The sequence below is a fragment of the Rhodococcus sp. LW-XY12 genome, from assembly GCF_019317345.1.
Taxonomy (GTDB): Bacteria; Actinomycetota; Actinomycetes; order Mycobacteriales; family Mycobacteriaceae; genus Rhodococcus; species Rhodococcus pyridinivorans.
This window is the reverse complement of sequence record NZ_CP079225.1, coordinates 1,089,109-1,113,379: the sequence shown is the minus strand read 5'-3', so window position 1 is coordinate 1,113,379 and position 24,271 is coordinate 1,089,109. Positions and strand designations below refer to the sequence as shown.

23 protein-coding genes are annotated in these 24,271 nt (G+C 68.8%); 7 read left to right on the top strand and 16 right to left on the bottom strand.

Annotated elements, in window-relative coordinates; genetic code table 11:
- Positions 1-22 precede the first annotated feature (22 nt).
- Positions 23-1,660 carry a fatty acyl-AMP ligase gene (locus KXC42_RS05360; protein ID WP_071934501.1) on the bottom strand — a complete coding sequence of 546 codons (1,638 nt, stop codon included), beginning with the start codon at positions 1,658-1,660 and terminating at the stop codon, positions 23-25.
- Positions 1,661-1,865: 205 nt separating this feature from the next.
- Here KXC42_RS05360 and KXC42_RS05355 point away from each other — a divergent pair, with 205 nt between their 5' ends.
- Both KXC42_RS05355 and KXC42_RS05350 read left to right on the top strand, forming a co-directional pair.
- A complete protein-coding gene (locus KXC42_RS05355; RefSeq protein ID WP_071934500.1) occupies positions 1,866-3,575 on the top strand; it encodes a peptide chain release factor 3 in 1,710 nt (569 codons plus the stop codon).
- 95 nt (positions 3,576-3,670) lie between these two features.
- A complete protein-coding gene (locus KXC42_RS05350) occupies positions 3,671-4,321 on the top strand; it encodes a hypothetical protein (protein WP_033098253.1) in 651 nt (216 codons plus the stop codon).
- A gap of 34 nt (positions 4,322-4,355) precedes the next feature.
- Here KXC42_RS05350 and KXC42_RS05345 read toward each other — a convergent pair whose 3' ends face one another.
- The 5 genes from KXC42_RS05345 to KXC42_RS05325 all read right to left on the bottom strand — a co-directional run bounded on the left by KXC42_RS05345 (position 4,356) and on the right by KXC42_RS05325 (position 7,817).
- On the bottom strand, positions 4,356-5,396 hold the full coding sequence (locus KXC42_RS05345; protein WP_064852187.1) for an enoyl-CoA hydratase/isomerase family protein: 1,041 nt from the start codon (positions 5,394-5,396) through the stop codon (positions 4,356-4,358).
- A 49-nt stretch (positions 5,397-5,445) separates the two neighbouring features.
- The gene (locus KXC42_RS05340; RefSeq protein WP_039584567.1) at positions 5,446-6,117 is read right to left on the bottom strand and encodes a pyridoxal 5'-phosphate synthase; all 672 of its coding nucleotides are present in this window, start codon (positions 6,115-6,117) and stop codon (positions 5,446-5,448) included.
- A gap of 25 nt (positions 6,118-6,142) precedes the next feature.
- Positions 6,143-6,577 carry a glyoxalase/bleomycin resistance/extradiol dioxygenase family protein gene (locus KXC42_RS05335; protein ID WP_024103221.1) on the bottom strand — a complete coding sequence of 145 codons (435 nt, stop codon included), beginning with the start codon at positions 6,575-6,577 and terminating at the stop codon, positions 6,143-6,145.
- Between the two features lie 14 nt (positions 6,578-6,591).
- Positions 6,592-7,074: a nuclear transport factor 2 family protein gene (locus KXC42_RS05330; RefSeq protein WP_024103220.1), complete on the bottom strand. Its 483-nt coding sequence runs from the start codon at positions 7,072-7,074 to the stop codon at positions 6,592-6,594.
- A gap of 134 nt (positions 7,075-7,208) precedes the next feature.
- Positions 7,209-7,817, bottom strand: coding sequence for a TetR-like C-terminal domain-containing protein (locus tag KXC42_RS05325; protein ID WP_006553828.1), 609 nt, complete (start codon positions 7,815-7,817; stop codon positions 7,209-7,211).
- A 101-nt stretch (positions 7,818-7,918) separates the two neighbouring features.
- Here KXC42_RS05325 and KXC42_RS05320 point away from each other — a divergent pair, with 101 nt between their 5' ends.
- Positions 7,919-9,433: an acetyl-CoA acetyltransferase gene (locus KXC42_RS05320; protein WP_071934499.1), complete on the top strand. Its 1,515-nt coding sequence runs from the start codon at positions 7,919-7,921 to the stop codon at positions 9,431-9,433.
- The gene (locus KXC42_RS05315; protein ID WP_071934498.1) at positions 9,430-10,224 is read left to right on the top strand and encodes an enoyl-CoA hydratase/isomerase family protein; all 795 of its coding nucleotides are present in this window, start codon (positions 9,430-9,432) and stop codon (positions 10,222-10,224) included. Before KXC42_RS05320 ends, KXC42_RS05315 begins: the two co-directional genes overlap by 4 nt.
- Positions 10,225-10,448: 224 nt before the next feature.
- On the opposite strand, the gene KXC42_RS05310 is transcribed toward KXC42_RS05315, so the two are convergent.
- The 3 genes from KXC42_RS05310 to KXC42_RS05300 form a co-directional block, all read right to left on the bottom strand.
- Positions 10,449-10,886 carry a DUF6069 family protein gene (locus KXC42_RS05310; protein ID WP_071934497.1) on the bottom strand — a complete coding sequence of 146 codons (438 nt, stop codon included), beginning with the start codon at positions 10,884-10,886 and terminating at the stop codon, positions 10,449-10,451.
- 73 nt (positions 10,887-10,959) lie between these two features.
- Complete coding sequence (locus KXC42_RS05305; protein WP_071934496.1) at positions 10,960-12,753, bottom strand: ABC-F family ATP-binding cassette domain-containing protein; 1,794 nt, start codon at positions 12,751-12,753, stop codon at positions 10,960-10,962.
- 43 nt (positions 12,754-12,796) lie between these two features.
- Entirely contained in the window at positions 12,797-13,732 is a 936-nt protein-coding gene (locus tag KXC42_RS05300; RefSeq protein WP_037216304.1) for a 4-(cytidine 5'-diphospho)-2-C-methyl-D-erythritol kinase, read from the bottom strand.
- Between the two features lie 89 nt (positions 13,733-13,821).
- Here KXC42_RS05300 and KXC42_RS05295 point away from each other — a divergent pair, with 89 nt between their 5' ends.
- The gene (locus KXC42_RS05295) at positions 13,822-14,088 is read left to right on the top strand and encodes a hypothetical protein (protein WP_006553821.1); all 267 of its coding nucleotides are present in this window, start codon (positions 13,822-13,824) and stop codon (positions 14,086-14,088) included.
- A gap of 63 nt (positions 14,089-14,151) precedes the next feature.
- Here KXC42_RS05295 and KXC42_RS05290 read toward each other — a convergent pair whose 3' ends face one another.
- From KXC42_RS05290 to KXC42_RS05260, 7 genes are all read right to left on the bottom strand, one after another.
- Complete coding sequence (locus tag KXC42_RS05290) at positions 14,152-14,358, bottom strand: cold-shock protein (protein WP_006553820.1); 207 nt, start codon at positions 14,356-14,358, stop codon at positions 14,152-14,154.
- Between the two features lie 226 nt (positions 14,359-14,584).
- A complete protein-coding gene (rsmA, locus tag KXC42_RS05285; RefSeq protein WP_071934495.1) occupies positions 14,585-15,493 on the bottom strand; it encodes a 16S rRNA (adenine(1518)-N(6)/adenine(1519)-N(6))-dimethyltransferase RsmA in 909 nt (302 codons plus the stop codon).
- A 53-nt stretch (positions 15,494-15,546) separates the two neighbouring features.
- A complete protein-coding gene (locus KXC42_RS05280; protein ID WP_006553818.1) occupies positions 15,547-16,674 on the bottom strand; it encodes a resuscitation-promoting factor in 1,128 nt (375 codons plus the stop codon).
- Positions 16,675-17,066: 392 nt separating this feature from the next.
- Positions 17,067-18,746, bottom strand: coding sequence for a sulfatase-like hydrolase/transferase (locus KXC42_RS05275; protein ID WP_033098246.1), 1,680 nt, complete (start codon positions 18,744-18,746; stop codon positions 17,067-17,069).
- 141 nt (positions 18,747-18,887) lie between these two features.
- Positions 18,888-19,316, bottom strand: a complete 429-nt coding sequence (locus KXC42_RS05270; protein ID WP_019288774.1) for a DoxX family protein — start codon at positions 19,314-19,316, stop codon at positions 18,888-18,890.
- A gap of 79 nt (positions 19,317-19,395) precedes the next feature.
- Entirely contained in the window at positions 19,396-20,472 is a 1,077-nt protein-coding gene (locus tag KXC42_RS05265) for a maleylacetate reductase (RefSeq protein ID WP_071934494.1), read from the bottom strand.
- Positions 20,473-20,512: 40 nt separating this feature from the next.
- Positions 20,513-21,343, bottom strand: coding sequence for a TatD family hydrolase (locus KXC42_RS05260; protein ID WP_060652139.1), 831 nt, complete (start codon positions 21,341-21,343; stop codon positions 20,513-20,515).
- Between the two features lie 22 nt (positions 21,344-21,365).
- Here KXC42_RS05260 and metG point away from each other — a divergent pair, with 22 nt between their 5' ends.
- Both metG and KXC42_RS05250 read left to right on the top strand, forming a co-directional pair.
- Positions 21,366-22,946 (top strand): methionine--tRNA ligase, encoded by a 1,581-nt coding sequence (metG, locus tag KXC42_RS05255; RefSeq protein WP_006553813.1) that lies wholly within the window; start codon positions 21,366-21,368, stop codon positions 22,944-22,946.
- A gap of 86 nt (positions 22,947-23,032) precedes the next feature.
- A complete protein-coding gene (locus KXC42_RS05250; protein ID WP_051121661.1) occupies positions 23,033-24,172 on the top strand; it encodes a DUF2786 domain-containing protein in 1,140 nt (379 codons plus the stop codon).
- Positions 24,173-24,271 lie beyond the last annotated feature (99 nt).

Sequence of the window (24,271 nt, the reverse complement as noted above, 5' to 3'; positions counted from 1 at the left end):
GCGGCGTCGCGTGGCGCGGTGGTCAGGCCCGCGTCAGCAGTGCCAGCGAGGTGCCGCGACGCAGCTTGCCCGAGGAGGTCTTCGGGATGCTGCCGGGACCGAGTACCGCGACCGTGCGGGGCCGCACGCCCACCTCGGCGACCACCGCGTGCACGACGTCGTGTTCGATGCGGCGCACCTCGTCGGGGTGGTCGAAGAGTTTGGTCTCCACGGCCACCGCGAACGATTCGCGCTTGTCCCCCGCGTCGAGCCGGATGGCGACGGCGTTGCCGGGACGCACCCCGTCGACGGTCCCCGCCGCTCGCTCGATGTCGGTGGGATAAATGTTGCGGCCGCCCATGATGATGACGTCCTTCACCCGGCCGCACACCACGACGAGACCTTCCTCGGTGAAGTAACCCACGTCGCCGGTGTCGAGCCAGCCGTCGGCGTCCTGCGCGGGTACGGGTCCGTCCACGGTGAGATAGCCGTGCGTGACGGCCTCGCCGCGCAACTGGATGATGCCCACGCCGCGGGGTGGCAGCACCTGTCCGTCACGGCCGACGACCCGGCCCTCGAGACCGGCCACGAGACGGCCGAGGGTGGGCATGCGGCGCGTGTGGGTGCGGTTGGTCGGCACGGCCATCCCGCCGGCCTCGAGCAGGTCGGGGTCCACCACGTCGAGCACCATCCCGCGTCCCGGATCGGGGACCGACACCGCGAGCGTGGTCTCGGCCATCCCGTAGGAGGGCGCGAGGGCGGACGGGTCGAGACCGAAGCGCTCCCCGGCCTCCGCGAGGGCCTCCATCGTGTCGGGATCGACCGGCTCGGCGCCGTTCCACATCCAGCGCATCGACGACAGGTCGAGCGCGCCGTCCGGCGCCTGCGACAACTTCCGAGCCAGCAACGAGTAAGCGAAATTCGGTGCTGCAGTGAGCGTTCCGTGATACTTGCTGATCAGCTCCGCCCACAGGATCGGAGAGCGCAGGAAGTCCAGCGGCGTGACCGACACGACCTCGGCGCCCACCTGCATGGGGACGCTGAGGAAGGCCACCATGCCCATGTCGTGGAACAGCGGCAGCCAGCTGATCATGACGTCGTCGTCGAGCGAGAACTTGACGCGGTCCATCATCGCCGTCGCGTTGGCGTAGAAGTTGCCGTGCGTGATCCGCACCGCCTTCGGCGAGCCGGTGGACCCGGACGTCAGCTGCTGGAGCACGATGTCGGACTCCGCCGTGTCGACGGGATCGACGGGCCTCCCCTCCCGCATCCGCTCCACGGTGACGACGGAGACGCCCCGCTCGCGCAGCAGCGGCTCCGCGATCTCGAAGGGTGCGCCGAGCACGACGGCGCGGGCGTCGATCATCCGCAGGACCACCTCGGTGTCGCGCGACCACATCTGCAGGTCGGTGCGCGGCGTGGGCTGGTGCAGCATCGTCACGCTTCCGCCGCGCATCCACACGGCCTGGCAGACCGGTGCGATGTCCACCGGTTGTCCTGCGAGGACACCCACCGCGTCGCCGGGTCCGATACCCGCCGCGGCCAGTGCGCCGGCCATGCGGCGGGCCTGCCGGTGGATCTCTCCCCAGTTCTGCCGCAACGGCGTATCCGGTTCGCCGGTGACCAGAGCCCCGGTGTCCGACTCCGCCGTCGCGTACATCTCCTCGGTGAACCTGCTCACGACCCGCTCCTCGTCCGGTGGTGCACGACCTCGATCAAGATCCGGTAGTTGCACATCAGCGTGCGCCGTCGAGTGGTCGGTATGGGGCGGCCTCGGGGAAACGTGATCGAATCTGGCGGAAATCGACACCGAATCGCCGAGTAACATGGACGAGTTGGCGGCGATAGCGCCCCTACTCCCTGCCCCCTTCGAGAGGTTTTTCCCGTTGAGCACCCCGCACGCTTCGGCCGACAGTCAATCCACCGGCACGACGGAGCCTGCGCAGTCCTCCGGCACAGCGAAGCCCGGGGCCGCGAAGGAGGTCAGAGCCGAAGCCGAGCGCAGACGCACCTTCGCCGTCATCTCCCACCCCGACGCCGGTAAGTCGACGCTCACCGAGGCGCTCGCCCTGCACGCGAAGGTCATCTCCGAGGCCGGCGCGGTCCACGGCAAGGCCGGCCGCAAGTCGACGGTCTCCGACTGGATGGAGATGGAGAAGGCCCGCGGCATCTCCGTCAGCTCCACGGCCCTGCAGTTCAACTACACCCGCTCGGACGTCGCGGGCACCGACGACGAGGTCGTCAACGTCGTCAATCTCGTCGACACCCCCGGTCACTCCGACTTCTCGGAGGACACCTACCGCGTCCTCACCGCCGTCGACGCCGCCGTCATGCTCATCGACGCGGCGAAGGGTCTCGAGCCGCAGACCCTGAAGCTGTTCCAGGTGTGCCGCCACCGAGGCATCCCCGTGGTCACCGTCATCAACAAGTGGGACCGACCGGGCCGGACGCCGCTGGAACTGCTCGACGAGATCGACGAGCGCATCGGCCTGATGCCGACTCCCCTGTTCTGGCCCGTGGGCATCGCCGGCGACTTCCGCGGTCTGCTGCGTCGCGGCGAGGACGGAGACGCGGCCGAGTACATCAAGTTCACCCGCACGGCCGGTGGCGCCAAGATCGCGCCCGAGGAGCATCTGTCCCCCGCCGAGGCGCTCGCCCTCGAGGGCGACACTTGGGTCGAGGCCGCCGAGGAGTCCGAACTGCTGTCGTCCAACGGCCAGGATCACGATCAGGAATTGTTCCTCGCCGGGCAGACCTCGCCGGTGATCTTCGCGTCGGCGATGCTCAACTTCGGTGTGCGGCAGATCCTCGACACCTTGGTCACGCTCGCACCGCCACCGCGTGCCCGTCTCGCCATCGACGAGACCGCTCGCGAGGTCGACGATCCGTTCAGCGCCGTCGTGTTCAAGGTGCAGGCCGGCATGGACACCGCCCACCGCGACCGGCTCGCGTTCATGCGTGTCGTCTCGGGTGTGTTCGAGCGCGGCATGGTCGTCACGCACGCGCAGACCGGTAAGCCCTTCGCCACCAAGTATGCGCTGACGGTCTTCGGCCGCGAACGTTCCACGGTGGAGAACGCCTATCCCGGCGACGTCGTCGGCCTGGTCAACGCCACCGCGCTGGCGCCGGGGCATACCCTCTACATCGACAAGAAGGTGGAGTTCCCGCCCATTCCGTCGTTCGCGCCCGAGCACTTCGCGATCCTGCGGGCCGAGAGCGCCTCGAAGTACAAGCAGTTCCGCAAGGCCGTGGACCAGCTGGATTCCGAGGGCGTCGTGCAGATCCTCCGCAACGACGTCCGCGGCGACGCGTCGCCGGTGATGGCGGCCGTGGGTCCGATGCAGTTCGAGGTGGTCGCGGCGCGGATGAAGGCCGAGTACAACGTCGACCCGAAGATCGAGCATCTCGGCTACTCGCTCGCGCGTCGCACCGATGTGGCTTCGGCCGACGAACTGAACCGCCAGCGCGGCGTGGAGGTGTTCACCCGGTCGGACGGCGTGCTCCTCGCTCTCGTCAGCGACAAGTGGCGGCTGCAGTACATCCTCAAGGAGTTGCCGGAGCTGACTCTCGAACCGTTGGTCGCGGCGACCGACTGAGCGTCCCGGCAATGCCGGACGGGTAGTGCGTCCAGCGGATTTTACTGATACTTTCCCTTTCGTCGATCCGACGTATTCGGGTGGAATCAGGAGTTGTGTCGATGAACGACGACGTACCGGCCGCAGCCGGTGAGGACCTGTCGTCCGGTGGGACGGCGGATACGAGCAGGCGATCCGGACGCGCGAAGCGCTCGGGCACCTTCGTCTACCCGCTGCCGAGCACTCCTCTTCCGAGCAGTACCCCGCTGACGAGCACGCCGGATCCCGGAACACACCGCATGAGCGTGGGGGATGCATCGTCGCTCGAAGGTGACCCGGCCGGCGGGGTGGGCGCCGGCAATTCCGAGGAAGGAACGACCCTGGTGAGCAGCACCGGCACGAACGGCTCCGCGAGTGGGCCCGCCACCACCACGACGACCCCGACGGCCACCGAGAGCCTGGGCACGATCACCGCACCGGGTCCGGTCCCGTCACGGCGCAATTCGATGGGCGTGGCGTCGGTGCGTATCGCCGCGCGACTCGCACAGAACGAACTGACCTCCCGCGACTCCCGCAGCACCGGAGCGCACGGCGACCCGCGTAGCACCGGATCGCACGGCGACCCGATAGCGGACAACGATGAACTGCTCACGCTGCTCGGCGAGTACCTGCTGGCCGGTGGACTCGAGAAGCCCGAGATCCACGCGACCCTCGGTGGGCAGCCGATCGTCGTCGACCTGCAGGTACCGCAGCGTCACGCCCGGTAGAGGTCACGCCCGGTAGAGACGGGCAGGTCGCGGGTTATCCGTCGCCGAACAGTGCGGCGATCGCCGCCGGATCGACGTCCTCGAGCGTCGCGGGCGACCACTGCGGGTCGCGGGTCTTGTCGACGAGCACGGCGCGCACACCTTCGATGAAGTCCGGCGTCGCAGCGACGCGCACGGCGACGTCGAGTTCGCGGGCGAAGCATTCCTCGAGCGTGCTCTCGGCACCGCGTCGCATCAGTTCGGCCGTGGCCCACACGCTCGTCGGCGACAACGACCGCAGGGCCGTGCGAGTCTGCTCGGCCCACTCGGCGTCGATGTCGGCGAGGCTGTCGAGGCGGGTCACCATGTCGAGCACCGTACCGTCGCCGAACACCGTCTCGATGTCGGGGAAACGCTGCGCCAGGGAGGATTCGGGGGTCGGTTCGACGAACTCGTCGAGGGCGTCGCGCCACTGCCCGGCGCGGATGCGGTCGGCGAAGTCGTCGATGCGGGCACTGGGCACGTAATGCGTGGCCAGGCCGACGGCCAGCGCGTCGCCGGCATCGATGCGGGCGCCGGTGAGTCCGAGATACATCCCCACCGCATCGCACCGCGCGGTGGTGCCGCGCAGGCGCGGGAGGAAGTGGCTCGACCCGATGTCGGGAACGAACCCGATGGCCGTCTCGGGCATGGCCATCGTGGTCTTCTCGGTGGTGACGCGCACCGCGCCGTGCACCGAGATACCGAGCCCGCCGCCCATCGTGACGCCGTCGAGGACCGCGAGATACGGCTTCGGGTAGGTGGCGACCAGCTCGTCGAGGCGGTACTCGTCGGCGAAGTACTCGCGGACGGTGTCGAAGCACCCCTCGAGGGCCAGCTCGCGCACCGGCTTGACGTCGCCACCGGCGCAGAACGCGCGGTCGGACGTGCTGGTGACGAGCACGGCCGTGACGGCCGGGTCGTCGCGCCAGGCGAGAAGCGACGAGCGGATGTCGCGGATCATCGACCGGTCGAGCGCGTTGAGCGCACCGGGACGGTCGAGTTGCACTTCGCCGACTCCGTTGGCGACGCGTGTGCGGATGAAGGACTCGTTCACGGGCGGGAGCCTACCGGTCGCGGGCGACTCGTCCCGGCCACGCGACACGTCACGGATGAAGTTCCTCGGTGACCCACCGGTCCCCCGCACGCCGGTAGCGATACCGCAGGTGCCGCCGGCCGGGATCCGCCTGCCAGAACTCCACGGCCTCAGCGGCGACGCACCACGCCGTCCAGTGCGGCGAGACGAGGTCCGGATCGTGTTCGAGCGCGGTCAGGCGTTCCCGTACGAGGTCGTCGTACTCGGCGGAATCGGTGAGGACCTCGCTCTGGTGTCCCGTGGATGCGACGGCACGGGCGAAGACCGACCGTTCCCGGAAGTCGCGGGCACACACCTCGGGTGGGCCGGCCAGGACGGGTCCGCGCACGCGTACCTGCCGGCCGAGTTCGCGCCAGTACACGGTGAGCGCGACGGCCGGTGTCGCGTCGAGCTGGCGGCCCTTCGGGGAACGGTCGTCGCCGGAGAACCACCAGCCGTCGTCGGTGACGTCCTTGATCAGCAGCATGCGCGCGTCGGGCGTCCCGGACGGGTCGACGGTCGACAGGGTCGCTGCGTGCGGCTCGGCGACGCCGGCCTCGGCCGCCTCGGTGAGCCAGCGGAGGAAGGTCTCCTGCGGCGTCGCGGCCGGTGCGAACGGCGGCGCGGACGCCGTGAGGGTGGGCAGGGCCCGGATCCAGCCGCGGGTATCGGGAAACTCACTGCGACGCGCGATCTCACTCATCGCCGCATGGTACCGATTCGGGAGCTCACTCCCGAGGTGGCGGCAGCTTGCCGGTCAGGGGGCCGACGAGCATCCAGCGATGCCCGAAGGGGTCGAGCAGGGTGGCGTTGCGATGACCGTGGGCCTCGTTGATCCACCTCTCGACCGAACCGCCGGCCAGACGGGCGCGGGTGAGCACGGTGTCGGTGTCGGCCACCTCGAGCATCAGGCTCACCGAGACCGCCCCCTCCTGCGGCGCCGTGAGTCCGAGTTCGGGGAACTCGTCTGCGAGATAGATCATTCCGCTGGGGAACCGCAGTTCGGCGTGCCCGACGCGACCGTCGTCCATGACGACCGGTTCGGCGGTCAGCGAGGCTCCGAAGACCCGGGTGTACCACTCGATCGCCTCGTGGGCCCGCGGCACCGTCAGATAGGGCAGCGCCCCCGGACGGGGAAAATCGCCGGAACCCTCCGAGACCATCTCGTCGTTCCCGCTCAGGACGCTTTCGGTTGCTGCAGCAGCGCCCATCGATTGGTCGTCAACCGGACCGAAGGCGAGTCGCCCATGCATGTGACCGTCTCCCAGTTGCGTTGATATCCGGTGCGGCTGATCCGCCAGCATCCGTCGTCGCCGAGGCTGTACCGATCGTGATAGTAGGCCGAGCCGCGCAACATCATCCCGTCCTCGGGGATGATCACGGTGTCGGACAGCAACCACACCCCGGTGGCGCTGCGGCCGTCGTCGGCGATGTCGATCTCGGGATGGGAACAGGTGTGCTCCGTGATCAAGCGCGTTCCCAGCGTGTTCTCGAGGAAACCTATGAAGGCGTCGCGTGAGTCGAAAACGAGATGCTCCCCGTAGACGGCGTGTGCGTCGGGGGTGAGGGTGTTCGCCAGCTCGTCCCAGTCCTTCGTATCGAGCGCTCGCGCATAGCGGTATTTGAGCCGCGTGATCTCCGCTACCGCCTGCACATCCATCGTCGGCCTCCCATTGGCGCCCCCCTGCGAGTATTCGCATTCCAGGCTAGCCCGGACGACCGGCGCAGACGGCCGGAATCACACTGTTACCAGGCAGCATTCGATCGCGATTCGGTCACGGGAGGGCGTGCCGGTCACGACTCGGGACGACGCAGCGCGCGGATGGTCGCGTCGACGACGAGTTCGGCGTAGTCGTCGTCGACGTTCTGGGCCGGGGTGGCCAACGCGAACAGGGCATGACTGAGCACGGTGCCGGTGACCATTTCGAGCAGCAGCGTCGCCGAGGTGTCGGCGGGGAGTTCGCCGCGCTCGACGGCGCGGTGCACGATCGTGCGCGCCGCGAGCACGCGGCTGCGGTTGAGGGTGTGGATCAGCCGGGCGAGCAGTTCGGGGTTGGCACGGGCGTCGAGCGCGACGCGCAGGCTCGCCAGGCCGGGGGTGGTCCGGTAACCGCGCAACAGCTGCCGGGCGAGTTCGACGAGATCGGATCGGAGCGCGCCGGTGTCGATCGGCACGGGCAGCGGGCTGCGCGCTTCGAGGGCCTGGACCAGCAGGTCGTCCTTGCTCGACCACCGGCGGTAGAGGGCGGCGCGCCCCACCCGCGCGCGTCGTGCGACCGCGTCGAGCGTGAAACCACGCCAGCTCGTCTCGGAGTACACCTCGAGCACGGCGTCGAACACGCGGTCCTCCAGGTCGGCGTCGCGGGGGCGTCCGCGGCGGCGCGGTGCGGGTGCTTCGGTCACGTCGGAAAAGTGTGCCAGACCACTCCTCGATTTACAGACTGAAATCGTCCGCATTAGGCTGGCGGCGTCCTCCTCCCCCAAGAGCAGACCGAAGGAACGCCATGACCGACCCCACTCGGGTTCCCGTCGTGATCGGGGTCGGCGACCTGCGCTCCGGCCGTGCCGGTGCGCCCGCCGACCCGCGTGAACCGCTCGACCTCATCCACGAGGCCACCCTCGCCGCGATCGCCGACTCCGGCGCCGATCTCGCCACGCGGATCGACACCATCCACGCGATCAAGACCGCGAGCTGGAACTACGACGACCTGCCGGGCCTGCTCGCCGAACGTCTCGGCGCGACGCCCGAGCACACGTCGACCACGCCGATCGGCGGCCACTGGCCGGCAGCCCTGCTCGATCGCATCGGCCACGACATCGCCGCGGGCACCAGCACCGTCGCGCTGCTCGTCGGCGGCGAGGCGCAGGCCTCGGCGACCAACTCGTACAAGGCCGGAACGGATCCGGTCACGCTGGGATGGACCACCGCCCCGGGCGGCCCCGCGCCTATCAGCAACAAGGACCTCGGCAGCCCCGCGATGCAGCGCGCCGGGATGATCGTCCCCACGCGGGTCTACCCGCTGTTCGAGAATCGGCTCAGCCACGATCTCGGGCACTCGCGCGAGAAGTCGCTCGACTGGTCGGCGACGCTGTACGCCGCCTTCTCCGAGTTCGCCGCCGAGAACCCGGCGTCCTGGAACCCCGAGCGCCGCACCGCCGACGACATCCGCACCATCGCCGCCAAGAACCGCCTCGTCACCGACCCGTACCCGCTGATGGTCAACGCGATGCCGTTCGTCGACCAGGCCGCTGCCGTGGTCGTCACCTCGCTCGCCGTGGCCCGCGAATTCGGTGTCCCCGACGACCACCTGCTCTACGTGTGGGGCGGCGCCGGCGCGACCGAGCCCTCGGACGTGCTCGCCCGCGGCGACTTCGGACGCTCCGCCGCACTCGACGATGCGCTGCGGCGCACGCTGTCGGCGAGCGACCTGCGTCCCGGCGACTTCGACATCATCGACGCCTACAGCTGCTTCCCCGTGGTCCCGAAGCTGCTCATCGAGCAGCTCGGCCTCCCCCGCGACACCGTCCCGTCGGTGACCGGCGGCCACTCCTTCTTCGGCGGCCCGCTCAACAGCTACACGCTGCACTCGGTGGTGTCGGTGGCCAAGCGGCTGCGCCAGGACGGCGAGCTCGCCCTCGTGCACGGCAACGGTGGCTACCTGACCTACCAGCACGTCGTGGTCCTCGGCTGCGCGCCGCACACCGACGGTTACGTCGGCGACCCCGAGCACGTGCTGCTCGAGCCGTCCGCGCCGGAGACAGCCACCGATTACAGCGGCGAGGTCCAGATTGTCACCGCCACGGCCGAATTCGGTCGCGACGGCAACCCGTCGATCGGTTTCCTCGTCGGCCTCACCCCCGACGGCCGGCGTGTCTCCGGCCAGACCGACGCCACCGGCGCCGCAGTCCTCGCCGCCGGAGCCGACATCGTCGGCGAGACCGTCCACGTCACCGACGACGGCGGCATTCTCACCGTCACCCGCATCGAACACCTGTGCCCCGAGGAGTACCGGTCGTGAGCGAACCCGTCGTTCACGTCGAGAAGCGCGAGCACGTCCTGCTCGTCACCATCAACCGCCCCAAGGCGGCCAACAGCATCAACGCCGACGTGCACCAGGCACTCGGTGAGGCCTGGGACCGCGCCGAAGAGGACCGCGACGTGCGCGTCGTGGTGCTCACCGGCGCAGGCGGCGCCGTCTTCTGCGGCGGCGCCGACCTCGAGGCCCTCGGCACCAAAGGACCGGACGGCGTCACCCCGCCCGAAACCGCCCACTGGGGCTTCGCCGGTGTCGTCAAGCACCACATCTCCAATCCCGTCATCGCCGCGGTCAACGGCACCGCGCTCGGTGGTGGCACCGAACTCGCCCTCGCGAGCGATCTCGTCGTCGCATCCGAAACCGCCGAATTCGGTCTGCCCGAGGTGCACCGCGGCCTGATCGCCGGTGCCGGCGGCGTGTTCCGCATCGGCCAGGCCATCCCCCGCGCCGTCGCGATGGAACTCGTCCTGACGGGCAAGCCGATGTCGTCCGCCGACGCGCTGCGCTGGGGCCTCGTCAACCGGGTCGTCCCACAGGACGAGGTCCTCGACACCGCTCTCGCTCTCGCCGCCGACATCGCGAAGGGCGCCCCGCTCGCCGTGCAGGCCAGCAAGACCGTCGCCCGCGGCATCATCGACGGCAACGTCCCCGCCGAGGACCTGCCCTGGGAACTCACCGACAAAGCCCTCGCACGTCTCACCACCAGCGCCGACACCCTCGAAGGCGTCATGGCCTTCATACAGAAGCGCGAACCCGTCTGGAAGGGCGAATAGGCATGACCACCACCGAAGGGGTTCGTCGGGCCTGATCTCGGCGCTGTTCAGCCACGGCATCGCCACCCCGCACATCGTCTCGTCGGGCAACTCGACCTGATCGAGCGGTTCGCGCGTCCCGCGCTCAGCGCTGCTTCGACCTGACCGTAGGCCTCTGCCCGAATCAGGGGGAGGAAATGTGCGACTTTCCTTGCGGAAGCGCATATTTCCTCCCCCTACTCGTGTCAGTCACGCGCACGGAGCATCTCCAGGGCCACGACGACCACCACGGCGATCACGACGTGCATCAGCGTCAGGGCGACGGTGCTCGGCGTGTCGAAGTCCGCGGAGATCGTGCCCTGGATCGTCGCCAGCGGCAGCAACGCCCCGACGACCTGGGCGATCCGCGCGAAACCGTTCCACCACAGGGTGAGCAGGGCCGCGACGGCGAGACCGACGGTGAGCGGGACAACGGACATGAGCACCACGCCACCGGGCGCCGCGCTCACCACCTCACCGGCGTCGGTGTGTTCGAACGAGCCACCCGCGATGAGCCCGACGGCCCACAGCGCGAGGTCGATCACCAGTGCGGTCACGACGGACACGGCGACCACCACGGCGGAACGCGCGAGCCGGGACTGCGGGAGATGCGTAGAGGTACCGGATGTTTCGGTGACGGACATGGATCCTCCTGATGGGCGTTCCTTCTGACGACGCCCATCCTGCGACCTCGAGCCGACTCGAGGTCAAGAGGATTCAGTCGAGATCTTCGGCGAGCTCCATCCATTGCTCCTCGGCCGCTTCCTTCTCCGCGACCACCTCACGCAACTGCGCGTCGAGTTTCTGCAGCCGGTCAGGATCGGTCGCCGCCTCCGCGAGGTCGTGGTGCAGCTTCTCCTCCTTCTCGGTCAGCTTCGCGACGAGACGCTCCAGGCGCGACAGTTCCTTGCGCGCGGTGCGTTCGGCGGCACCGTCGCGCTTCTTCGGCTGCTCGGCGGCGTCACCGGTCTTCGAGACGGTCGACGCCACCGACGGCACGTCGACGTCGCCCATGGCCGCGCGCCGGCGCAGGTACTCCTCGATGCCACCGGGAAGGTTCGTCAGGCGGCCGTCGCCGAACAGGGCCCACGTCGAATCACAGATGCGTTCGACGAGATACCGGTCGTGGCTGATGACCACGAGGGTTCCGGCCCAGCCGTCGAGCAGGTCCTCGAGCTGCTGGAGGGTGTCGATGTCGAGGTCGTTGGTGGGCTCGTCGAGGAGCAGCACGTTCGGTTCGGCCATGAGCACGCGCGTGAGCTGCAACCGGCGACGCTCACCACCGGACAGGTCGCCGACGGGGGTGCGCTGCCGCGCCGGTGTGAAGCCCAGACGTTCGGCGAGCTGACCGGCGGAGATCTCCTTGTCGCCCAGTGTGATCCGCTCGGCGACGTCCTTGACGGCGTCGAGCACCCGCATGTCGGTGGGCAGGTCGTCGAGTTCCTGCCGCAGCCAGCCGATCTCGACGGTCTGCCCCTGGACGCGCCGTCCCTGCGCCGGTTCGAGTTCGCCCGCGAGCGTGCGCAGCAGGGTCGTCTTGCCCGAACCGTTGACGCCGACGAGACCGATCCGCTCGCCCGGACCGAGACGCCAGGTGAGGTCGCGGACCAGTTCGCGCCCGTCCGGGGTGGTGAGGGTGGCGTCCTCGAGTTCGATGACGACGCGGCCCAGGCGGCGCTTCGCGAACGATGCCAGCGCCACCGAGTCGCGCGGCGGCGGCACGTTCGCGATCAGCGCTTCGGCGGCCTCGATGCGGTACTTCGGCTTGGACGTGCGGGCCGGAGCTCCGCGACGCAGCCACGCGAGTTCCTTGCGCGCGAGATTGCGGCGGCGTTCCTCCATCGCGTCGGCCTGGCGGGCACGCTCGGCGCGCGCGAAGATCCAGTCGTTGTAGCCGCCCTCGTAGCTCTCGACCCGGCCGTTCACGACCTCCCAGGTGCGCGTCGCGACGGTATCGAGGAACCAGCGGTCGTGGGTGACGACGACGAGCGCGCTGCGCCGCGACAGCAGGTGCTCGGCGAGCCACTGCACGCCTTCGACGTCGAGATGGTTCGTGGGCTCGTCGAGGACGAGCAGGTCGAGATCCTGCACGAGGGCTGCGGCGAGGGCGACCCGGCGACGCTCACCACCGGACAGACCGTCGACAACCGCGTCGAGACCGAGATTGTCGATGCCGATACCGGTGAGCACCGAGCGGATGCGCGCATCACCGGCCCACTCGTGCTCGGCCACATCGAGCGGCCCGAGGACCACCTCGCCGACGGTCGAGCCCTCCGGCAGACCGCCGCGCTGCGTCACGACGGCCATGCGCAGACCGTTCACGCGGCTCACCCGGCCCGAATCGGGCTCCTCGATGCCGGCGAGCACCTCGAGCATCGTCGTCTTGCCGCCGCCGTTGAGGCCGACGACACCGATCCGCTCCCCCTCGTTCACGCCGAGGGACACCGAGTCGAGTAACGGCTTGATGCCGAACGACTTCGAGACCTGTTCGAGGTTGATCAGATTCGCCACGTGGAGGAACGCCTTCCGAGAATTGCGGAGATGTACTACAGGATCAGGAGTGTGCGGGATCGGCGTCGCCGACGACACGGGCTCCGGGCACCGGACCGGAGGCGACCCGCACCGTACGGCACACACCGGCACCGGCGAGTTCGGCACTCACGGTGACGGCGGCGTGCTGGTCCTCGACGAGGAACGCGCAGGTGGGGCCGGAACCGGAGACGATGCCCGCCAGGGCCCCGGCCTCGACACCCGCCCGGAGCGTGCGTCGCAGCATCGGGTCGAGGGACAGGGCCGCGGCCTGCAGGTCGTTGCCGAGCAGCGGCGCGAGCTGGTGGGCGTCGCCGGAGCCGAGCGCGGAGAGCACGGCATCCGCGCTGCCGATGCGCTGAGGTTCTCCCTCGGCACGCAGCCGGTCGAGTTCACGGAAGACGACCGGTGTGGACAGGCCCCCCTTCGCGAGGGCCAGTACCCAGTGGAAGGTGCCGCGGGTGAGGACGGGGACGAGGCGCTCGCCCCGCCCTGTTCCGATCGCCGTTCCGCCGTGGAGGCAGAACGGCACGTCGCTGCCGAGGCGGACGGCGAGATCCGCGAGGTCCTCCCGGGGCGCCCCGATGCCCCACAGTGTGTCGAGCGCGACCAGCGTCGCGGCAGCGTCGGCGCTGCCACCGGCCATTCCGCCGGCCACGGGGATGCCCTTGTCGATCGTGATCGCCACGTCGGGTGTACGTGCGGCCCGTTCCGCCATCATCTCGGCGGCGCGCCACGCCAGGTTCGTCGAATCGGTAGGTACCGACTCGGCGCCCGCGCCGCGCACCGTCACGCTCAGGGTGTCGGCCGGGACCACCGACACCTCGTCGTACAGGGACAGAGCCTGGAAGACGGTGTGCAGGTCGTGGTAGCCGTCAGGACGGAGGTCACCCACCGCGAGATGCAGGTTGACCTTGGACGGGACCCTCACTGTCACGGGGGTCGGCACGACGGAAAGCACGAGTACAGAGCTTACTCGGGATACGGATGCTTCCCGACCGCCGCGGCCACGCTCTACGATCGATCGACTCTGAACACTCTGGAGGAAATGTGACTCGTTCCGTACGTAATGCGGTCGCCGTCTGCGCCGTCGCCGTGGCGGCCACCATGGGAACCGCCGGCGTCGCCTCGGCCGAACCGGCTCCGCCGCGCGTCTGCTCGCTCGGCGACCTGGTCCTGCGCTCGCTGAATCTCGTGGACTGCGTGACCCCTCCCACGGGCTCCGCCGGAATGGCGACCGGCTCCGCCGACTCGGCGGGCTCGTCGACCGGTTCGTCGAACTTGGGCATCACCGGTTACGGGGCAATGATCGGCTGACCGGACGAACGAATCCGGGCCGGCACCCTGAGGTGCCGGCCCGGATTCGGAGAATTATCGGTATCAGCCGATGACGTTCACGCCGGTGGCCTGCGGGCCCTTCTGGCCCTGGCCGATCTCGAAGCTCACGCGCTGGTTCTCCTCGAGGGTGCGGAAGCCGCGGCCCTGGATCTCGGAGAAGTGCACGAAGACGTCAGCGGAGCCGTCCGAGGGAGCGATGAAGCCGAAGCCCTTTTCGCCGTTGAACCACTTCACAGTACCTTCAGCCATGTTGCTGTCCTTCACTTGCAGGCAGAACGGATGTAGACGTTCCGTCTCGTCGGGAGTCGGTTTCGGCCCCCGGGTCTGTCACTACACGGCTGAAACGATTCCATCGTGGCTATCGCATCCGCTCGCAACCAGAAATGTGCGAGGGGTAAACCACGAACACACTACCTAACGACCGAGGACAACTTAACCACACATCGCATCCGACCGCCAGGACGAGTGACCGGGATCACTCCACCCCTACGAGCCGCACGAAGGCTGCGGCGTCGAGCTTCTCCCCGCGGGTCGACGGCTCGATACCGGCCGCCAGCAGGCGCCTCTCGGCCTCCGCGGGCGAACCTGCCCATCCACTCAACGCTGCGCGCAACGTCTTTCGCCGTTGAGCGAAGGCCGCGTCGACGACGGCGAAGACCCGGGCGCGTGTCCGGGCGTCGGTGGGCCACGGTGGCTCCGCATAGCGGTCGACACGCACGAGGCCCGATTCCACCTGGGGAACGGGCCAGAAGACCGCACGCCCGACGGCGCCGGCCCTGCGGACGTCGCCGAAGAACCGCGCCTTCACGCTGGGTACGCCGTAGATCTTACCGCCCGGTTCTGCTGCGAGCCGATCGGCGACCTCGGCCTGCACCATCACGAGAGCGGTTCGCAGAGTAGGGAATTCAGAGAAAAGGTGCAGCAGCACCGGCACCGCGACGTTGTAGGGCAGGTTCGCGACCAGCGCGGTGGGCGTGACGGGAAGATCCTTCGGCAGCACCTTCATCGCGTCCATGTGCACGACGTCGAAGCGGTCGGCGAGCTGCGGGGCCCGCTCCCGCACGGTAACGGGAATACGCTGCGCGAGAACGGGATCGAGCTCGACAGCGACCACACGGTCGACGACGTCGAGCAGGGCGAGGGTGAGCGAACCCAGGCCCGGCCCGACCTCGAGCACGACATCCTCAGGGCCGACCCCGGCGACGTTGACGATGCGGCGCACCGTGTTCGCGTCGTGCACGAAGTTCTGGCCGAGCTGCTTCGTCGGGCGCACCCCGAACTCCTCCGCGAGTGCGCGGACCTCGGCGGGCCCGAGCAGCGCGGCGAGGCCGCGCGGAGAAGCCGGAGTGGCCCTCGGAGTGGTTTCGGGATCGTCTGCTGACACGTGGTGAACCTAGCGCACTCGGGAGCAGGTCACACCGCGCACACCCGCGCCGGTCAGCGCAGACCGAGCTTGCTGGTGCAGGATGGCCAGGCGCCCCAGCCCTGGGCCGCCTGGACCTTCTCCGCGACGGCGATCTGCTGCTCGCGCGTCGCGAGATCGGCACGCGGCGCGTACTGGGTGCCGCCGAAGCCGGCCCACGTCTGCTGCGTGAACTGCAGGCCACCGTAGAAACCGTTGCCGGTGTTGATCGCCCAGTTGCCGGTCGCCTCGCACTGCGCGAGAGCGTCCCAGGTGGAGCCGCGACCGGAGGCCGGCACGGCGGGCTTCGGCTTGGTGCCGACGCGGACCACGACGGGCCGCGGCTCGACGAGGACCTTCGAAGCGGTCTCGGCGCGTCCGACCTCGACACCGTTGACGGTGTGAACGTCGAAGGTCACCGACCGCTCGCCCGGAGCACCCGGGTCGCTCACGGCGGCCTCACCCTCGAGCATGTTCGGATCGTCCACGCGGTTCTCCGGCGGGGCGATCGGCAGGTTCTCGGTCCGCGACTCGGTCCGGTCGCGGGTGACCACGACCTCCATGCCCTCCGCGAGTTCCGCGTCGAGGGCAGGGGTGACGCTGTCGGCCTGCTCGAGCTTCGCGCCCTGGGCCTCGAGGAACTCGGCGACCGTCGGCGCTGCGACGCGCACCTCGGCGGCGGGCGCGCCGTTGTCGGCGAAGCGCACCGTCTTGGGGTTGACGACCTCGAGATCGGCACCGTCGAGCGGGAGGCGGTGCGAACGGGAGGCGGAGACGTAGGCGTCGTCGGAGAGGCGGAACTGGTCGAGCGCCTCGTCGACGGTCAGCGCGGTGGTCCACACCGAGCGCTCCTCACCGTCGACGGTGAGGCGCAGCTCGCGAGCCTGTCGCAGGACGATGGTGTCGCCGTCGGAGACGGACGAGTCCACGGCCGGGGCCACGACGTCGTTCTCGTCGACGGTGTAGCCGGCTGCGGCCAGGATGTCGCCGACGTTGGAGTTCATCGTGCCGAAGGCACGCTGCTCACCGTCGACGTCGAGGACGACGTCCTTGTGCTGAACCACAGCAGTGGCGCCACCGGCACCGAGGGTGACGAAGACGGCGGCGACCACCGAGTAGAACACCGGCGACTTGAGGCGATTGATCTTGGTGAAAGGTGACACGATTATTTCCAGACGGACGACAACTGTGATCACAGCACGGTAACGAGACGGCATTGTTATCGCAACTTCATCGCCTTTACCTGCACAGATCATGATTTCTGTCAGATCACGACGCACGTCACAGATATCGGATCGATATTAGCTCGATCATTTTCGAGTGTCCGAAATCGCCATTTTCGATCGACACTCGGAAGAAGAACTTCCTCGCGATTCGGGCGGCAAGGACATGGATTCCGTGAGGTAGCCGAGGAGCGCGCGCAGCTGTGCCCTGCCCCATGCGGGGGCGTTCGAGGTGCCGATGCCCACAGGCTCGGACGGAGCGGCCGGCTTCGCGGGCGCAGCGGTTTCCGGGACCGCCTACCGATGGTCGCGGTTGCCGGTGATCGGCTTCGTCAGCGTCCGGCCGACCCGCTGGGAATCGGGAGATCGGCGGATCCGCTCGGTACGGGGAACTGCGGAATCGTCACAGCCGGGGTGGTGCCCGTGCGGGCCATCACGTCCATCAGGACGGCGTGCATGGCCGCGACCTGCACCGGGTCGAAGTTCGCGAGATCGAGCGGGTTCGCGCGGTTGCGCGTCTCGAGCGGATCGTCGTGCAGGTCGTAGAGCTCGAACTGCGGCAGCGCGCGTCCCGACGGATCGAAGTACATCGCGTACTTCCACCTGTCCTGCCGGACGGCACGAATGTGGTTGGGCTGCTTCACCGTCGTCTGCCCGTTGGCCGCGGCGGCGTTCTCGTCGTCGAAGGTGAACAGGACGGTGTCCTGCACCTGTGGCGGCGTGCCACCGGACGACGCGCCCTCGATGACGGGCGTGAGGTCGACGCCCTTGAACGTCCACGCCGAACGGTCGGGCACGGCGGCCATCGTCGCGAGGGTGGGCATGACGTCGATCAGCGACGCGAGCGCGTCGGTGGAGACCGGCCTCGGGAACATCACCGGATTGCTCACCACGAGAGGGACATTGAGCGTCTCCTCGTAGGCGTTGAAGGCCTTCTGGCGGAGTCCGCCGTGGGAGAGCCCCATCTCACCGTGGTCGGCCACCCGGAAGACGACGGTGCGTTCGCGCATGCCCGAAACCGATTCCAGCGCATCGAGAACCGTCCCGATGTGCTGGTCGACGACCTTGTGCATGTAGGCGTACAGGTTGACGTACTGCCGTGCCGCTTCGGGACCGACGAGCGGACCGAGCGCACCTGCGAGCAGCAGGAGCAGTTCGGCCTGGGCGGTGGGCTTGAAGTTGCGGAGCAGGTCCTCGTCGATGGTGGGCGGCAGGTCGATTCCCTGCTCGAAGGCCTCGGGTGCGAAGGCCCCGTAGTTGTTGCAGTCGCCGTCGACCTGATCCCAAGTCTTCGGGTACGAGAGGATGTCGTGGGGATTGGCGAACGACACGATGAGCGCGAACGGCCTGTCGTCGGAGGCGCTGCGCGACCGCAGGAATTCGGCGGCGTCGGAGGCGATCTTGCCGTCGCGGTCGGCGCAGCCACCCCCGAAGTTCTCGGGTGCTGTGTCCTGCCCCGCCTCCGGGGGCTCCCACCCCGCGAAGCCGTACCGCGCGATGTCGTCGGGCGACGGGTCGCCGCCGTCGGCGCCCTTGCTCATGTGCCATTTGCCGCGGTAGTGGACGTCGTATCCGGCGGAGAGCAGCATCTTCGCCATGTTCTGGCCGTCCACCGGCAGCACGGGTTCGGTGGGCGAGAGCGTGCCACCCTCGGTGAGGGTGCTCACCACCCCGTGCTGGGCGGGATAGAGGCCGGTGAAGAACGTGCTGCGACTGGGCGAGCACATCGCGGCGTTGCAGAACGACCGCGTGAAGGTCAGCCCGGTGTCGGCCAGACGCTGCCGGTTGGGCAGGTTGTTGCGCGCCCAGTCGGCCGGCCAGTGCATCGGCTGGCGCTCCTGGTCGGTCATGATGATGAGGATGTTGGGACGCTGCGGTGTCCGAGGCTGTGCCGCAGATGATCCGGCGCCCACGAGGCCGGCAGCGAGGAGCGCACCCGCGCCCACGAGGAAGGTCCGTCGATTGACATTCCACGTGGTGTCGCGACGCGGAACAGCCTGCTGCACGGTCATATCGGTCCTGTCGGAGAGATCCGTGAACGCGTATGTCGTACAGGAGAATAACAAGACATATGCGTTGAGCGCGCGTCATCGGACGGAAGAGGCGCTGAGGACGATCGGGGGAAATCGTCCACAGCGCCGCGGAACCGCAGGTCAGGCCGTGCGCAGGAGCGGAACCTTCCGCGCGAGGAATCGGTCGACGCTGAACGCTCCCGCACCGACCGCGGCGAGTAGGAGGGCCCCTGCGCCGAGCGCGGCCACGAGCTCGAAACCACCGTCGCCGACGTAGATTCCGTTCTCCACGTGCACGATGAAGAACGCGCCGAGCATGAGCAGGAACAGCAGGACGCCGAAGACGGGGACGAGCACACCGAGGATGAGCGCGAGACCGCCGAGGATCTCGATCCAGGTGGCGACGAACGCCGAGACGGCCGGGGCGGGCACGCCCATTCCTTCGAAGCCGGCCTTGGTGCCTTCGTATCCCCACGAATTGAACTTCTGCAGTCCGTGCGCGAGGAAGATGACGCCGAGTACGAGTCGGGCCACGAGGATGCCGAGGTCGCGGACGAGAGGGGTCTTCATGTCGAGCCTTTCGGGTAGGAGGCCGGAGAGCCCCACCTAGTTGAAGCGAAAACTAAGGTAGCAACCCTTGGTTGTAGCTTCAACCAGACTTCTGCGCCGGTTCCGGACGGGTACCGGCGAACGCCTCCCCCAGCAACCGTCGCACGCCCACCTCCGTGACCTCCCGGGGATTCGGATACGGCTTCGCCGTCGCCAGTCGTGCCGCCTCGTCCAGATCGGACTCCCGGAACCCCAGTTCCTCGAGACTCGTCGGCCCACCGGCCGCCGCCACGAGGTCGTAGACGCCCGCGGACGCCGAATCCGTGCCGAGCGCCTGCGCGACCCGCACCATGACGTGCGGTACCGACGGTTCGTTGTAGGCGAGCGCGTGGGGCAGCACGACGGTGTGCGTGGCGGCATGCGGCAGGTCGAACGAGCCGCCCAGCACGTGACAGAGCTTGTGGTGCAGCCCCATTCCTGCCGAGGCGAGACAGGTTCCGGAGAGCCACGCCGCGAGCAGCAGATCCGAACGCCCCTCGGGATCGGCCGAATCCGCACCGAGCGCCGGGATACCCCGGGCGATCGCGGCCACGGCCTCGAGCGCGAGGGCGTCGACGATCGGATTGGCCTGTTCGGAGTAGAGGGCCTCGACCGCGTGGGCCATCGCGTTGATCGCGCTGGTCACCGCCAACGGAATGGGCATCGAGGTGGTGAACTCGACGTCGTAGATCACGGTCTCGGGAAGGATGTCGGGCGACGAACGCGTGGTTTTCACCCCGTCGGCGGTCTCACCGAGAACGGGCGTCACCTCCGACCCGGCGTAGGTCGTCGGCAGGATCACCTGATCGATCCCCGTGCGGAGTGCCAGTGCCTTGGCCAGTCCTGTGGTCGAGCCGCCACCCACCGCGACGACCGCATCGACGTCGTGCTCGGTGACCCGGCCGAGGACCCGTTCGGTCACTTCGACCGGCGTGTGCATCACCGCGCCGTCGATACGCGCGACCTGCAGATCGCCGAGATACTTCTCGACCAGTTCCGCCTGGTGCCGCACGTGCTCGCCGGCGAGCAGCAAAACGCGGGAACGATCGAGTCGACGTACTTCGTCCGCGACCCGCGAGGCGGTACCGGGGCCGAAGATCACACGTACCGGATGAGAGTTGTAGACGAAGGAGCGCATGCCCGTATTCTCACGACGGGAGTGGGGACGCGCGTGCCCTTTACGAAAGTCCGTACACCCGCTCGGCGTTCGCGGTGGTGGCCGCCGCCAGTTCCTCGGCGTCCTCGCCCCGCACCTCGGCGAGCGCGCGCACGGTGTACGGCAGGCAGTACGACTCGTTCGGCGCGCCCCGGAAGGGATGCGGGGTCAGGAACGGCGCGTCGGTCTCCACCAGCACCAGCTCGCGGGGCACGAGCGGCGCCGCTTCACGCAGGGCCTTCGCGTTCTTGAAACTCACGGTGCCCGAGAAGCTCAGCAGGTATCCGGCGTCGACGCAGCGGCGGGCCATGTCGGCATCCGACGAGAAGCAGTGGAAGATCACCTTCTCGGGTGCGCCCTCGTCGTGCAGGACACGCAGCAGGTCGGCGTCGGCCTCGCGGTTGTGGATCATCAGCGGCTTGCCGAGTCGCTTCGCGAGGTCGATGTGCCAGCGGAAGCCCTCCTCCTGCTCGGCCGGTTCGGCGCACCCGTCGAGCTTGCCGGGCCAGTAGAGGTCGAGGCCGGTCTCCCCCACCGCGACGCAGCGCGGGTCGGCGGCGAGTTTCTCGATCTCGGCGCGGGTAGCGTCGTCGAGACTGTTCGCGCGGGTGGGATGGATGGCGACGGCCGCGTGGACGCGGTCGTCCCAGTGCGCAGCCCGCACGGCGAAACGCGCCGCCTCGAGATCGTCGGCGACGGTGACGATGCGTCCGACCCCCACCGCGGCGGCACGATCGACGATCGCGGAGGTCGTCGCGGCGTCCTCGGCACCGCACGCGTCGAGGTGCGTGTGGGCGTCGACGAGGGGACTCAACGGCTGCGGGGCTTCGGGGGCGGGACGGGCTGCGCTCACGCCCTATAAACTACTGGCCACCATGACTGCGCCTGATTCCTCCCGCCCGGCTGCCGGCGATCCCACCCGCCCGCCGTTCTACGTCACGACCGCGATCGCGTACCCGAACGGCGCCCCGCACATCGGGCACGCCTACGAGTACATCTCGACCGACGCGATCGCGCGGTTCAAGCGACTCGACGGCTTCGACGTGCGCTTCCTGACCGGCACCGACGAGCACGGCCTGAAGATGCAGCAGACCGCCGCGAAGGAAGGCATCCCGGTCACCGAACTCGCGTCCCGCAACTCGGACGTGTTCGAGGCCATGGACAAGCGGCTGAACATCTCGTACGACCGGTTCATCCGCACCACGGACGCCGATCACCTCGAGGCGAGCAAGGCGATCTGGCAGCGCATGGTCGACTCGGGCGACATCTACCTCGACACCTACGCGGGGTGGTACTCGGTCCGCGACGAGGCGTTCTACACCGACGGCGAGACCACCCTGCTCGAAGACGGCTCGCGGATCTCCACCGACACCGGCACCCCCGTGGAGTGGACCGAGGAGTCCACCTACTTCTTCCGGCTGTCGGCTTATCAGGACAAGCTGCTCGAGCTCTACGAGAAGCAGCCCGACTTCATCGCCCCGGCCACCCGCCGCAACGAGATCGTCAGCTTCGTCTCCGGCGGCCTGAAGGACCTGTCGATCTCCCGCACCACCTTCGACTGGGGTGTGCCGGTCCCCGATCACCCCGATCACGTCATGTACGTGTGGGTCGACGCGCTGACCAACTACCTCACCGGCGCCGGCTTCCCCGACACCGAATCGGAGTCCTACCGCCGCTACTGGCCCGCCGACCTGCACATCATCGGCAAGGACATCACGCGGTTCCACACCGTCTACTGGCCGGCCTTCCTCATGTCGGCGGGGCTCGAACTGCCGAAGCGGGTCTTCGTCCACGGCTTCCTGTTCAACAAGGGCGAGAAGATGTCGAAGTCGGTCGGCAACGTCGTCGACCCGCTCGAGATGGTCGACCGGTACGGCCTCGACCAGCTGCGCTTCTTCCTGCTCCGCGAGATCTCCTACGGCCAGGACGGCAGCTACAGCCACGAGGCGATCGTCACCCGCATCAACGCCGATCTCGCCAACGACCTCGGCAACCTCGCGCAGCGCTCCCTGACGATGGTCGCGAAGAATCTCGAGGGCACCGTGCCCACGCCGGGCGAGTTCACCGCCGACGACGAGGCGATGCTCGCCCAGGCCGACGCGCTGCTCGCGAAGGTGCGCGCCGAGTTCGACGCGCAGGCCCTGCACCTCGGTCTCGAAGCGATCTGGCACGTCCTCGGCGAGACCAACCGTTACTTCTCGGCGCAGCAGCCGTGGGTGCTGCGCAAGACCGATCCCGAGCGGATGGCGACGGTCCTGTACGTCACGCTCGAGGTCGTTCGGATCGTGGGTCTGCTCGTCCAGCCGGTGATGCCCGATGCCGCCGCGAACATCCTCGATCTCCTCGGTCAGACACCCGAGGCACGGCAGTTCGACGCCGTCGCGACCCGCCTGGCTCCGGGCACGACCCTGCCCGCCCCGGCACCGGTGTTCCCGCGCTACGTCGACGAGGACTGAGCGTCCGATCCGGCGACGGAGAGCTTCACCTGCGTGTTCTCCGTCGCCGCGCAAACCTGTCGGTGCCGTGCGCCACACTGCGGCGCATGCGCAGCGATAGAACACATGTTCGATCCGATGGCCTGAACGAGCACTCCCTGCTCGCCGAGCTGGGCGGTGCCTACGAGCGGGGATGGCAGCCCGCCGACGTGCTCCACGTGACGGCCCGCTCGGGTGGTCCCTCCGATGTCGCACTGACGGCGGCCACGATGCTGTTCGACGCGCAGATCCGGCGCGCGGCCGAACGCGCCCCCGTCGAGTGGGTACGGCAGCTCGACGAGATCACCCGCCGGCACCCGCGTCCGGCCCACGCCGCCGGAGCCCCGACCCTGGCCGACGGTCTGTTCCGCGCGTTCCCCGACGTCACCCGCTTCGAGATCGAAGGGCTCGCCTTCACCTGGAAGTACCTGCCGTCCTTCGCGATCCTCACACCCCCGCCGTCGCGATGGCCGTCCGTCCGGTCCGGCGACCCGTCTGCGCCCGCCCCGCCCGACACCCGGATCCTCGAACGCATCCGGGCACTGCTGTCGAAGGCCGAGTCCACCGACTTCCCCGACGAGGCCGAAGCGCTCACCGCGAAGGCGCAGGAACTCGTCTCGCGTCACGCCGTGGGTGCGGCGCTGCTGGCCGGACCCGACTCCGGCACAGACCCGGTCGTCGGCCGGCGCATCCACCTCGACAGCCCGTACATCCGCGAGAAGGTCCTGCTCCTCACCGCCATCGGCGACGCGAACCGCGTGCGCACGGTGTGGTTCACCCGGGTGCAGATCGCGACGATCGTCGGTACCGCCACCGACCTGCAGCAGGCCGAGATGCTGTACACCTCGCTGCTCGTGCAGGCCGGACGGGCCGTGCAGGCGGCCGGAACGGCGGGGCGGCGCGGATCGTCCGCGACCTCCTTCCGCCGCGCCTTCCTCACCGGCTACGCGCACCGGATCGGCGAACGTCTCCGCGAGGCGGACGTCCGGGCCACCGCCCACGCCGCCGCCGACGCGCAGATGCCCATCACGAAACTCGCACCCATCCTCGCCAGACGCTCCGACGCCGTCGACACCGAGTTCCGGCGGTTGTTCCCCGTCACCCGCGACTCGCGTAGCCGCGGGGTCGACGCCGACGGCTTCCACGCCGGTCGGGATGCGGCCGAGACCGCCTCGCTGACAACGGAATTCCGCACGGTCGGTCGCTGACCGGATCGATCACCGACGAGGTCGACAGCAGGAGACGGGCGTCACAGGAATTCGCGGTGGCGCCGTGTCACATCCCTGCCACGAGCGGTGTCCTATCGG

Excerpts from the sequence above, each read along its gene's own strand:
- KXC42_RS05340 (WP_039584567.1), bottom strand. The coding sequence starts at position 6,117 with ATGAGTGAGATCGCGCGTCGCAGTGAGTTTCCCGATACCCGCGGCTGG.
- KXC42_RS05335 (WP_024103221.1), bottom strand. The coding sequence starts at position 6,577 with ATGGTCTCGGAGGGTTCCGGCGATTTTCCCCGTCCGGGGGCGCTGCCC.
- KXC42_RS05330 (WP_024103220.1), bottom strand. The coding sequence starts at position 7,074 with ATGGATGTGCAGGCGGTAGCGGAGATCACGCGGCTCAAATACCGCTAT.
- KXC42_RS05320 (WP_071934499.1), top strand. The coding sequence starts at position 7,919 with ATGACCGACCCCACTCGGGTTCCCGTCGTGATCGGGGTCGGCGACCTG.
- KXC42_RS05310 (WP_071934497.1), bottom strand. The coding sequence starts at position 10,886 with ATGTCCGTCACCGAAACATCCGGTACCTCTACGCATCTCCCGCAGTCC.
- KXC42_RS05290 (WP_006553820.1), bottom strand. The coding sequence starts at position 14,358 with ATGGCTGAAGGTACTGTGAAGTGGTTCAACGGCGAAAAGGGCTTCGGC.
- KXC42_RS05275 (WP_033098246.1), bottom strand. The coding sequence starts at position 18,746 with ATGACCGTGCAGCAGGCTGTTCCGCGTCGCGACACCACGTGGAATGTC.
- KXC42_RS05270 (WP_019288774.1), bottom strand. The coding sequence starts at position 19,316 with ATGAAGACCCCTCTCGTCCGCGACCTCGGCATCCTCGTGGCCCGACTC.
- KXC42_RS05265 (WP_071934494.1), bottom strand. The coding sequence starts at position 20,472 with ATGCGCTCCTTCGTCTACAACTCTCATCCGGTACGTGTGATCTTCGGC.
- metG (WP_006553813.1), top strand. The coding sequence starts at position 21,366 with ATGACTGCGCCTGATTCCTCCCGCCCGGCTGCCGGCGATCCCACCCGC.
- KXC42_RS05250 (WP_051121661.1), top strand. The coding sequence starts at position 23,033 with ATGCGCAGCGATAGAACACATGTTCGATCCGATGGCCTGAACGAGCAC.